Genomic DNA, 11,896 nt, shown 5'->3' with positions numbered 1-11,896 from the left:
TGTCAATTGAAATGAGCAGGATCTTCTCATTTTCAATTCTCAATTCTCATTTTTCAATTAAACAGTGGATTATGTCAGACAGTATTGTTATTATTCCCACGTATAACGAAAAGGAGAATATAGAAAATATTATTCGGGTTGTATTTGGGTTGGAGAAAGAATTTCATATTTTGATTATAGATGATGGATCGCCCGATGGTACGGCAGGTATTGTAAAACGGTTGCAAAAAGAGTTCCCCGAACGCCTTTTCATGGTGGAACGTAAAGGTAAGTTAGGATTGGGTACGGCTTATATCTGCGGATTTAAATGGGCAATAGAACATAAATATGATTTTATATTCGAAATGGATGCAGACTTCAGTCATAACCCGAATGATCTTCCCAAATTATATGCGACCTGTATGGAACAGGGTGGTGATGTCGCAGTCGGTTCCCGCTACTGTAACGGTGTGAATGTCGTGAACTGGCCGTTGGGACGTGTGTTGATGTCCTATTATGCTTCCGTATATGTTCGTTTTGTTACTGGAATGAAAGTACAGGATACGACAGCCGGTTTCAAATGCTATCGTCGTGAGGTGCTTGAGACGATCGATTTGGATCGTATCCATTTCAAAGGATATGCGTTCCAGATAGAAATGAAGTTTACGGCATATAAGTGTGGTTATAAAATCGTGGAAGTCCCCATTATTTTTATCAATCGTGTATTAGGCACTTCCAAGATGAACTCCTCTATCTTCGGGGAAGCACTGTTTGGCGTATTGAAATTGAAATGGTGGAGTCTGTTCCGTAAATATCCCCAAAAAGAGAATCGGAAAGCGATTGCCGGATAATGCCATTATTGTAAAAAGCAATAAAAAGGGATATTCAGTAAATGTCTCCACATCATACCATGGCATATGAAGATGATAGAGTATAATCACTTCATATGCCATTATTATTGTCATTTTTTTGTATATTCTCATATACTCTTATCGGGCAAGACATGAAGCTCCGGAAGAAGTCTTCTGACCTCTTCTGATTCTTTCAGTAAACTCATATCATGCAGCTTTCCCCGTTCTGTTCCTGATCCTGTCTATCATCAGTATGGCATTTGCCGTATGTATTCCGAAGAAAATCCACAGGATTTCCGTCTTTCTGTTCCTTGCCTTTATCCTTGCGAGCGAGTAGTGTTGTTTTTGAGTACCGAAGCTTCCTTCAAGCCGGGTGGCCCTTTCTTTTGAGAGTTCGCTTCTAAGCCACCTTCCTCAAAGGCTCATCTTGGGCCGCCCTTCCCTTGCGCACAAAGGATGTGGATATCCCATATTTTGTATAGAACTTTCTGTTGGCATTATTGGCATATATGGAATCGGCAGCCACACATCTTACCCTTACATTCATCAGCTTCTGCTGCATATGGATACAGTCCTTCAAGCGTATACTCTCATTGAATGCCTTGAACGAGAGGTGTTCAATGAACGATATGCCGTCTATCTGTATATTATTGACCTTTGCACCGAACTCGACGGACTTGGTTTCCTTGCCTCTGACGATGGGACATACATAATAACGGTCGATGCTGACGATGCAGTCACTGACTTTCCGCCCTTCAAACATTTCCTTTTCCTATACAAGCACCTTTCTGATGATGGAAAGACGCTTCTGGTAATCCTGTGTATATCGGAGTAAAGCACCGTACTCGCTATGGATCCCATCCCTTTGACTGAGGAGCTTTTCAAGAAGCTTGATCATACGGCGCTTAAGCATTCTAGTCCTTGAAGCTCTCCTCTTTCTTTTCTTGCAGTAAGACAGATAGGATTCCGCCACATTCCTGTATTTGTTGCGCGGACGCCTTATGCCCAGAGATCCCTGCAATGCCGGCATATATGGCTGTAGAGCCATTCGATGCTTTCCCAAAGGAGTTTCGTTTATTATTCTTGATTTGACACTTTCAAGGAAAAATAGAAGGTGGTGCCTTTCCCTTCTTCGGAATCGAACCAGAGCTTGCCACCGAGTTGTTCGACAAAGTCTTTACACAGCATTAATCCCAAGCCAGACCCCTTTTCGTTATTTGTCCCATAAGAAGTAAAATGAGTGTTTGGCCTCAGCAGCTTACCCTGATCTTCTTTTTTGATCCCTTTACCAGAATCTTTTACACTGACAACGACAAAATCCCCGTCTGTTTTGGTTGATACCGTAATCAAACCTTTTTCGTAGCTGAACTTGACTGCGTTGGAAATCAGGTTACGGACGATAGTTTTTACCATATCAATGTCTGTCGATCCCATCAGTTCTTTATCCAGACCTTCAAGCATGATGGATATGCCTTTCTGGGTAGCCATCGGAATAAATATCTCGGCAGTGCTGTTGACTATGCTGTTGATGTCGACTTGTTGTCTATAAATGTTCTGTTTGTTCAGGCGATTCTTTGCCCACTTCAAGAGGTTGTCGAGAAGCTGGAATATCTCTTCCGATGTCTTGTTCATCATCTGAAGCATTTCGTATACCTCATCGCTAACCTGATTCTTATCGACCATCATCAGGATGGCGTTATTCATCATCTTCAAAGAACCAAGCGGAGAGCGTAAATCGTGTGCAATAACGGAATAGAGCGTGTCGCGGGATTCGATTGTATTTTCAAGTTCCTGCTTGATACGTTTGATACTGAACAGTTCGTAACGGTGGGCGACACGTTTCACCAATTCTTCCCGTTGGAAAGGTTTTGTTACATATTCTGTTGCTCCCAACTGATAACCTTTTACGATACTTTGCATATCGCTCAAAGCTGACATGATAATGACGGGGATGTTGTTGGTTTCCGGATTGCTTTTCAAATGCTGCAGTACCTCGTATCCGTCCATCTCTGGCATCATAATATCAAGCAGAATAAGATTGGGATGCCTTTCTTGGGCAATGCGTAGCGCTTTAGCTCCGCTATCTGTCGTCAGTAGCGTATAACCTTCTTTTTTTAGTATCGCTTGCACAAGCATAACGTTAGTTGGCACATCGTCCACCACTAATACAGTATATTGTGATGCTAAGTTTTCCATTTGATTCTGTACTTTTCTTGATATTCAAATACTATCAATGATACAAATGTATTTAATTCTGTCGACATAATCGTCTTTTCCCCTAAAATAAATTCCATTTCTGAAGAATAATTCTTTTATATATTAAATGTGTCCAACTAAAACGCTTGATATAGGATGAGATGGGGCTTTTTATTAAAATTATTATTTAAGTTTGCACCATGAAATCGAATTTAGTTCTTTTAGCGCTCATATTAGCCAGCTGTCAGCCGGAAATGCCTGTAACCTCCTCTATTCTGGTAAAGGGAGATGGTTTGACAGTCCCTGTTAACAAGGAACTATATGGTTTGACCATTGAGGAAATCAACCATGCGGTGGATGGCGGTATTTATGCGGAACTTATACAAAACCGGAGCTTTGAAGATGGAGTTCCTCCCTTGAATTGCCCGTACGACCCTGTCCGCCGGGTTCTGACTACCCCGAATGGATGGACTATTCCTTTCCTGCGTTCTGATTCGGTACCGGGATGGCGTTGCTTTTCTGCGACGTCTTATATGTATCCCGATACTAAGGAATTGATTAATGACAAGAACCGGCGTTCTCTGCTGGTTTCGGTGTCTGCTTCAGCCGAATCAGGAAAAGGAGGTGTCATTGCCGAAGGATATGGAGGAATACCGCTTCGGAAAGGTGAGAAATATGATTTGTCTTTTTATATGAAAGGAGCCTCTATGGCTTCGAAGACCGTAAGTCTGACTTTGGCCGATTCTACTGGAAAAACGGCCCTAAGCGAAGTTTTTCGGGTAGCACCAGCTTATGAGTGGAGGAAGTACAAGCACACTTTTACCGCAACCTCGAATACGAATAAAGCCGTGTTGACGATAACGACTGACAGTTCGGCTGTTTTCTGGCTGGATGTTGTTTCTCTGTTTCCGCAAAATACATGGAAAGGCCGTCCGAATGGATTACGTCCGGAACTGATGGAACTGATTGCAGCATTGAAACCTGCTTTCATTCGCTTCCCCGGTGGAAGTTTTGTAGAAGGGTATACGGCGGGAACCTATCCGGTCTGGCGTGAAACCGTAGGAGACATTGCCGAACGCAAACATTTTTGGAATGTGTGGGCATACGGTACGACGAACGGCATCGGCTATCATGAATATCTCCAGATGTGTGAAGATTTGGATGCTGAACCGGTCTATGTCATTAATAGCGGTGTGACCAATCAAAGTCGTCGTCCGCGTTATGAAGACATAACGGCAATGGGGAAACTAGTACAAGATGCCTTGGATGCCATCGCTTATGCTAATGAACCGGCCGATTCCATTCTGGGAACTTTGCGAGCTAGTCACGGACATCCGGAACCTTTTGATTTGAAGTATGTGGAGATCGGCAGTGAAAATTACGGACTAGAATATACGAAGCGTTTCGAGTTGTTTAAAAAAGCGATCCAAGAGGCTTATCCGGAGGTTATGGTGATAAGCAGTTCCGACATAAGAGGAAAGAACAGAAATGAATGGTCAGATACTCATTTTTATTCGAGCGAATCATTTTTGATCTCTAATCACAACCGTTTTGTTGCCGGACAGTATACGCGCCGGATGCCTCCTGTCTTTATCGGAGAGTTCGGCTTGTCCGGTGGGGCAGCTCCCGGAAGTTTGCGGGCGGCTATTGGGGAGGCTTGCTTTCTTGCAGGGGTAGAAAACGGACAGGAGATTGTGAGGTGTTTGGCTTATGCCCCTGTTTTGGGAAATACAAAATACAAAATAGAACGTTATCCGGTCATCTTTTTTGACGGTGAACAGATTGCTCTTTCTCCTTCTTACTATCTGTTGCAAATGTTTAGCAGCAATAGGGGAGACGAAGTGCTGAAGACCGAAGTCCGCACCTATCAGAAACCCCAGGTGACCTTCGGACGCGCCGGTATCGAAATGTTCGATAACAGCTATGAATTCAAGGAGGTGAAAATAGACAATTCGCCGGTTACGGAAGGGGCTGTCATGACCGGAGGCTGGACGGTCGGACAGGGTACGTTGACGCCGGTTGCAAACAGGTGGAACTATATCCTTTTAGGCGATCCGTCTGCCTATGACTATACGTTCTCGGCGGATATCAGGCGGACGAAGGGGAGCGGGCAAGTCCAATTCCGTGTGCGTGACAACGGGCTGTCTGGAGAACGAAATGACTATATCGGGTTGACGATTGGTTCTGGTGTTGTAGAGTTCTATCGCCAGGCGGGAGGTGTGAGGGATACGTTACGTACACCTGTTCTTTATCCGTTCCAAAGTAATCGTTGGTATAACGTGAAGATCGCTTGCAAAGGCGAACAAATCGGTTGTTTTGTGAATGACACGCTGGTTCATGAGACGATACTTCCCGGCATACCTTCATTGGTTTCTACTGCGGCGTTGGATAAGGAGGCTCATACGATTATACTGAAGGTGATCAATACGACTCAGCACGAAGAGAAGACGGAGTTGAACCTGCAAGGCGTCAGTGTCAAAAATACGGCGGAAATTATTCAGCTCACAGGAGATCCCGAAGCGCGTAACACTTACGACCACCCCGGCGTGGTCGTACCGGAGACAAAAGAAATATCCTTCTCGTTGAGCGGTTCCAAAGTGTACAATTTCCCTCCCAACTCGATTACGATAATGAAATTGAAGATCGACTGACAGGGCGACTGGCATCGGATTCAAAACCGATGCCGGTCGCGCGTCCAACCGATGCCGATCCATTGACTGCCGGATGCCTGCCGGATGAAATAATAAAGGCTACCTCAGTAATGAAGCAGCCTTTTTCCGTTTAGTATCGCATTGATTAATGGACTAACATTTCAGGAGTGATCTTGACAAACTTGTCGGAGTCGGCTTTGCGAAGTTTCACGCTGCCATCGTTCCAGTTTGAGGGCCAGCCGCCAATGATATGTCCTAAGAATACCACCTTGATTTCATGCAAGCCTTTCGACAATGCAGCCGAACTGTCGTGGCGGGAGAAGCGTTTCACTTCACCTGCATTGTTCACTAACAATTTGCCGTCGATCCATACTTCTTCGTTGTCGGAAGAAATGTAGTAAACGCCATCTTCAGGGATGTTGACGTAACCAGTTGCTATGGCAGCATATTGTTTGACACCGCGCATAGATTCGCTTGACTTGACAACACTGGTGATTTCACGCAAATCCTTGATAACCGATTTCTTCCATTCTTTTACGTCTCCCAGTTTGGAAGAATTCAAAAACATGCCGTCGGTCACTTGCATTTCCAATCCTGGAGTAGTTTTGGCAACCTCTTTAGCGGGGGCCAAAGCTTGCTTTTCAACCGTGATCGTACGAGTCTTACTCATCTTGCCGGAAGGCAATACGGAACGGATCTTCAGAACGCCGGATTCCGTGAATTCGATCGGAGCGGAATAGGCGGTTGATTCCGGAGTCGGTTCGGTTCCGTCGATCGTATAAACCACCTTGACCGGACGGGTAGTCTTGAATTCCAGAGAAGCCTTGTCGGTGAAAGCGACAAAATCGCATGAGCCGTTCGGTTGCTCCGGTTGCGGGATATGGTAGTTGATGTTCAGTTCATCCAGACGGACCAAAGCATTATCCAAGCGACGTTCGAAGTCTTTATAATCCTTGCGTGCCAATGGAGTCCAGCCGATTTCAGCCAATGCCAGCACACGCGGGTAGGCGCGGTATTCCAGCAGGTCTGTGTTGTACATATATTCGGACCACAGGTTTGTTTGTACCCCCTTGATCAAATTAGCTTTTCCGGTAGCGACCAAAGTATCGGGTATCGGGTTGTATGCATACACTTTTGATAACGGATCGTAACCGCCGATAGAAACCGGTTCGATCTTCGGATCACCTTGGAATTGGTCAATGTACATGCCACCGCTTCCTGGAGTCATGATCGCTTCATGTCCCATGTTTGCAGCAGCGATACCGCCTTCTTCACCACGCCAAGACATGACGGTTGCGGAAGGAGCGAGGCCGCCTTCGAGGATTTCATCCCATCCGATGATCTTTTTACCATGCTTTTCGGACAGGTATTTCTCCATGCGCTGAACGAAATAGCTCTGCAGCTTTTCTTCGGCAGAATGGTTCTTGTCGGCTTTCAGACCTTCCTCGCGGATGCGCTTCTGGCAGAGCGGGCATTCTTTCCAGCTTGATTTCGGGCATTCGTCACCACCGATATGGATATATTCGCCGGGGAAAAGAGGTGCGACTTCGTCGAAAACATCCTGCAGGAGCTCGAACGGTTTTTCCTTTCCGGCACACAATACGATGTCTTCTACCCCCCAGATGATACGCGGGGTGGTCGGTTCGCCCTTGCAAGACAATTCGGGATATGCGGAGATTGCAGCCAACTCGTGTCCCGGAAGTTCGATTTCAGGAACGATCGTGATAAAACGGTCTGCTGCATATTTTACCACTTCCTTGATTTGGTCTTGCGTATAAAAACCGCTATATTCCGTTCCTTCGCCATCTATGCGTTTGGAACCGACTTCTGTCAGTTTTGGGTATTTCTTGATTTCGATACGCCAGCCCTGGTCGTCCGTCAGATGCCAATGCATGCGGTTGATCTTGAACAAAGCTAATACGTCGAGATGTTTCTTTACGTTCTCTACCGGGATGAAATGACGGCAAGGATCCAGCATGATGCCGCGATATTCGAAACGCGGTTCGTCTTTCACTGTCACGCAGGATGCAGTCCAGGCGATACCGTTTACGACTGCCGGGCTTTGGATCTCGGCTGGAAGCAACTGCATGAACGTTTGCATGCCGTAGAACAAGCCTTGCGGGGTCTTAGCCTTAACCGTCACGCCTTGCGGAGTGACATCCAGCGTGTAGCCTTCGTCGTTTACATCCAGTGCCTCGTCGATCGCCAGTGCAATGCCGTTTGAGGCGGCCTTGTCACTGACCGTTATCTGGTAACCGGTGGCAAGATTCATCTGGGCGGCAAAATATTCGGCAACAGTTTTAGCTTCCGGAGTGGAGGCGGAGAAGGCTGTGTTTTTGCTTAGTTTAAAACTACCCTCGTTCTGGACGAGGCTTACCGGCGTCGGGATTACATTGATGCCCTGGTTGTAAGGCATCTGTTTAGTTGGCCCTTCGCTGCACGACGCAAGGATACAAAATGCTGCGCCGGCACAAAGTGATAAAAAAGTTTTCATTTTGGAATTTATGTAATTTGATTGATTTAGAAAGAAGGAAGAAATTTATGATTTTTGATTTACGATTTATTTCCGTGCCGCATAAATCATAAATCAAAAATCATAAATCTATAGTGTTACCAAGCGAAGATAGGATATTCCTTCATGATGCCGTTCACTTTTTCGCGAACAGCCGTGATAGTCTTGTCGCATTCGGGTGCTGCCAGTACAGTGTCGATCAGTTCGACGATCTCGGCCATCAGCGGTTCTTTAGCGCCGCGGGTCGTGATAGCCGGAGTTCCGACACGGATGCCGGAAGTCTGGAATGCCGAACGGCTGTCGAACGGAACCATATTCTTGTTTACGGTGATATCGGCGGCTACCAATGCCTTTTCTGCCACCTTGCCGGTCAGTTCGGGGAACTTCTTGCGCAGGTCGATCAACATGCTGTGGTTGTCCGTACCGTCGGAGATGATCTTGTAACCTTTGTCCATGAATGCTTTTGCCATAGCAGCCGCATTGGCTTTTACCTGAGCCTGGTAGGTCTTGTATTCCGGTTCCAGCGCTTCGCCGAAGGCCACGGCTTTGGCGGCGATCACGTGTTCCAGCGGACCGCCCTGTATGCCTGGGAATACGGCGGAATCCAGCAGTTGGGACATCTTCTTGATCTCTCCCTTCGGTGTCTTCTTGCCCCAGGGATTCTCGAAATCCTTACCTAACAGGATGATGCCGCCACGCGGACCGCGCAAGGTCTTGTGGGTTGTGGAAGTTACAATATGGGCATATTCCAGCGGGTTATTCAGTAGTCCGGCTGCGATCAGTCCGGCAGGGTGAGCCATATCGATCATCAGAAGGGCACCGACCTTGTCGGCTATTTCACGCATCCGTTTGTAGTCCCACTCACGGGAATAAGCGGAACCGCCACCTACGATCAATTTCGGTTTTTCTCGTAAAGCGACTTCTTCCATCTGGTCGTAGTCTACACGACCGGTGTCTTCTTTTACATTATATTCTGTAGCGTGGTATAAAATACCAGAACTGTTTACAGGAGAACCGTGAGAAAGGTGGCCACCGTGTGCCAGGTTTAGGCCTAAGAATGTATCGCCGGGATTCAGGACTGCCAGAAATACGGCTGCGTTAGCCTGTGCTCCTGAATGCGGTTGTACGTTGGCCCACTCTGCATTGAAAATCTGTTTCAACCGTTCGATGGCGATAGTTTCGCTCTGGTCTACTACTTCGCAACCTCCATAATAGCGCTTACCGGGATATCCTTCTGCGTATTTGTTGGTCAGACAGCTACCCATGGCTTGCATCACCTGGTCGCTGACAAAGTTTTCGGAAGCAATCAGTTCAATACCTTTCAGTTGGCGCTGATGTTCCTTCTCAATGATGTCGAAAATGATATTGTCTCTTTTCATTACATGTAAAATTGGTTATTGCAATGAGTCCCCTTCTTCTTTTGGGGGGATCGTTGGCAAATTTACGATAAAAAATCTATAGCAGGGATAAATAATATCGAAATATCCTTATAACTTCACCACATTTCCTTCTTTACTGCTTTTCCAGGCTGCCTCGATCAGGCGGATGACAAGCAATACGTCGGCGGCATCCGTCAAGAGCGGTTCTCCGTGGCGGAGATGACGGTAGATGTTGTCGTAAAATCCTGCATAATTTCCGGCAAGACTGGGATATTTGTAATGGACGACGTTGCCGTCTTTCTCTGTGTGAAGAAGTCCCCAGGTACTTTCGTCTTCAACTCCCCAGTAGGGAGTACCGGGCATTTGTCCGTCATTCAGATCCGCTTCCTGACGGTCCAGGCCGTATTTGACGAATGAGCCTTCCGTACCGTGTAAGATGAAACGGGGTTCTGGTTCGCACATCAGATAGCTGGATTTCAGGGTGACTTTGACACGTGGCGCCTTAGACGGACGAAGTAGATGGATCACGAAATAATCATCTACCATGCCGCCTGTACGAATGGTGTCGATATCGGCGAAAACCGCATCTGGCACACCTAACAATTGAACAGCTTGGTCGATTATATGAGCCCCTAGGTTATAGGTCAAGCCGCCGCCCAACTCTCCGGTTTCCTTCCATGTTCCCGGTTTTATAAAGTTGCGATAGCGAGGGAAAGTTGACTCGAACTCAACAAGACGTCCCAACAGCCCTTTATTCAGTATTTCCCGAACTGTAAGGAAATCCGAATCCCAACGCCTGTTCTGATATACGCTTATAGCCAGGCCTTTGGACCGAGCGAGGTCGACTAATTCCTGTCCTTGCTCTGCTGTTGCCGTGAAAGGTTTTTCGACAATCACATTTTTTCCTGCCTCCAGTGCTTTCCGTGTATACTCGTAATGCGTACTGTCTGGCGTATTGATAACGACCAGTTCCAGCTCATCCAAAGCAACGAGCTCTTCAAAACTGCGCACAATACGGGCTGAAGGATAACGCTCTTTCGACAGATTCTTATTGCGCTCCGTGATTGCTGTCAGGCAGAAAGCTGGGTTTGTACTGATAAATGGGGCGTGGAATATTTGTCCAGACATGCCGAAGGCTGCCAATCCTGTTTTTATCTTTTCCATTTTTATGAAAGTTTATTTTTGCGAAGATATGAATTTATCGATTACGATGGCTTACGATTTTTACAGAAAACAAATAGCGAGTTATGTTTCTAATGCCTTCGGGACATAACACGCAACCTTGGAAATTTCGCATTGCTGATAATGCTATTATGATTGAAGATATTTTATTCTACCAAATAGAGAAACGGCAGACAAATCGTAGCTACAGAATACGTTTAAAGAATGTATTGACGTAAGGTGAACTCTCACGTTTTTATTGAAAGCTGCCGAGATTGGGATTTCTTATGCATTTCTGAATCAGCCATGTGAGATTACGACGTTAGCTTCTGCCTTACAAGATAGGTTGCCGATCAATAGGGAATTCCCAGTCTTGATACTCAGAATAGGTTATGCAAAGCCAGTTCCTTATTCTTCCCGTAAGAAAATTGAGACATTGCTAATTTGATATTTCTACTCAGAGTGACAGCAGAATAATTGAAGTGAAAAAATATCAGCAGTTTGTGAACAATGTAAAAAACAAGACTGTTTAGTTGAGGTATATGAAGAATATAAATTCAAATAATCTAAAAAACATGAAAAGTATGATGTCGTACACGGACGCTGAAAACGGGAAGGTTGCCTTAATGCAGGAAATATTGGGGGTGAAAGACATACAAGATATCGACTTGCTCTATGAATTGCATCAGGAGTTTATGGATGCGCAAAAGAATGCAGGAACAGGAAATAGTGAAGGGCAGAGTGAACTTTTATGATTTTTCAAAAACAAAAAGAGAATGTTAATTAATAACATTCTCTTTTTTGTGACCGCGACAGGATTCAAACCTGTAACCGGCTGATCCGTAGTCAGCTACTCTATTCAGTTGAGCTACGCGGCCAATCTTTATATTTTCGTTTAAACTTTATCTTAAAATGGTGACCGCGACAGGATTCAAACCTGTAACCGGCTGATCCGTAGTCAGCTACTCTATTCAGTTGAGCTACGCGGCCAATCTTCATTTTCGTTTAAACTTCATCTTGAAATGGTGACCGCGACAGGATTCAAACCTGTAACCGGCTGATCCGTAGTCAGCTACTCTATTCAGTTGAGCTACGCGGCCATTATTTCGTGATTGCGAGTGCAAAGGTAGCACTTTCTTTTATATTCGCAAGCCTTTTCGGTATCTT

General features: G+C 45.6%; 7 protein-coding genes, 3 tRNA genes and 1 pseudogene. 3 read left to right on the top strand and 8 right to left on the bottom strand.

Features of this window, described 5'->3' with window-relative positions; all coding sequences use genetic code 11:
- Positions 1–71 precede the first annotated feature (71 nt).
- Positions 72–830, top strand: coding sequence for a polyprenol monophosphomannose synthase (locus NQ542_RS05490; RefSeq protein WP_005638061.1), 759 nt, complete (start codon positions 72–74; stop codon positions 828–830).
- A gap of 207 nt (positions 831–1,037) precedes the next feature.
- On the opposite strand, the pseudogene NQ542_RS05485 reads toward NQ542_RS05490, so the two are convergent.
- A pseudogene (locus tag NQ542_RS05485) lies at positions 1,038–1,901 on the bottom strand (transposase); the annotation flags it as partial.
- Positions 1,902–1,907: 6 nt separating this feature from the next.
- Positions 1,908–3,026 (bottom strand): hybrid sensor histidine kinase/response regulator, encoded by a 1,119-nt coding sequence (locus tag NQ542_RS05480; protein WP_005638052.1) that lies wholly within the window; start codon positions 3,024–3,026, stop codon positions 1,908–1,910.
- 200 nt (positions 3,027–3,226) lie between these two features.
- Between NQ542_RS05480 and NQ542_RS05475 the strand changes: the two genes are divergently transcribed.
- Positions 3,227–5,677 carry an alpha-L-arabinofuranosidase C-terminal domain-containing protein gene (locus NQ542_RS05475; protein ID WP_005638048.1) on the top strand — a complete coding sequence of 817 codons (2,451 nt, stop codon included), beginning with the start codon at positions 3,227–3,229 and terminating at the stop codon, positions 5,675–5,677.
- Between the two features lie 145 nt (positions 5,678–5,822).
- On the opposite strand, the gene NQ542_RS05470 is transcribed toward NQ542_RS05475, so the two are convergent.
- The 3 genes from NQ542_RS05470 to NQ542_RS05460 all read right to left on the bottom strand — a co-directional run bounded on the left by NQ542_RS05470 (position 5,823) and on the right by NQ542_RS05460 (position 10,732).
- The gene (locus tag NQ542_RS05470; RefSeq protein WP_005638045.1) at positions 5,823–8,171 is read right to left on the bottom strand and encodes a family 20 glycosylhydrolase; all 2,349 of its coding nucleotides are present in this window, start codon (positions 8,169–8,171) and stop codon (positions 5,823–5,825) included.
- 116 nt (positions 8,172–8,287) lie between these two features.
- Positions 8,288–9,568 (bottom strand): serine hydroxymethyltransferase, encoded by a 1,281-nt coding sequence (gene glyA / locus NQ542_RS05465; RefSeq protein WP_005638041.1) that lies wholly within the window; start codon positions 9,566–9,568, stop codon positions 8,288–8,290.
- A 108-nt stretch (positions 9,569–9,676) separates the two neighbouring features.
- Positions 9,677–10,732: a Gfo/Idh/MocA family oxidoreductase gene (locus NQ542_RS05460; RefSeq protein WP_005638038.1), complete on the bottom strand. Its 1,056-nt coding sequence runs from the start codon at positions 10,730–10,732 to the stop codon at positions 9,677–9,679.
- A gap of 572 nt (positions 10,733–11,304) precedes the next feature.
- Here NQ542_RS05460 and NQ542_RS05455 point away from each other — a divergent pair.
- Positions 11,305–11,484, top strand: coding sequence for a hypothetical protein (locus NQ542_RS05455; RefSeq protein WP_147295488.1), 180 nt, complete (start codon positions 11,305–11,307; stop codon positions 11,482–11,484).
- 49 nt (positions 11,485–11,533) lie between these two features.
- Here the strand turns inward: NQ542_RS05455 and NQ542_RS05450 are convergent.
- The 3 genes from NQ542_RS05450 to NQ542_RS05440 all read right to left on the bottom strand — a co-directional run bounded on the left by NQ542_RS05450 (position 11,534) and on the right by NQ542_RS05440 (position 11,829).
- A tRNA-Arg gene (locus tag NQ542_RS05450) sits at positions 11,534–11,607 on the bottom strand.
- A 35-nt stretch (positions 11,608–11,642) separates the two neighbouring features.
- A tRNA-Arg gene (locus tag NQ542_RS05445) sits at positions 11,643–11,719 on the bottom strand.
- A 33-nt stretch (positions 11,720–11,752) separates the two neighbouring features.
- Positions 11,753–11,829: transfer RNA gene (locus NQ542_RS05440), tRNA-Arg, on the bottom strand.
- Positions 11,830–11,896 lie beyond the last annotated feature (67 nt).

The sequence above is a fragment of the Parabacteroides merdae ATCC 43184 genome, from assembly GCF_025151215.1.
Taxonomy (GTDB): domain Bacteria; phylum Bacteroidota; class Bacteroidia; order Bacteroidales; family Tannerellaceae; genus Parabacteroides; species Parabacteroides merdae.
This window is presented reverse-complemented; position numbering and strand designations above follow the sequence as displayed.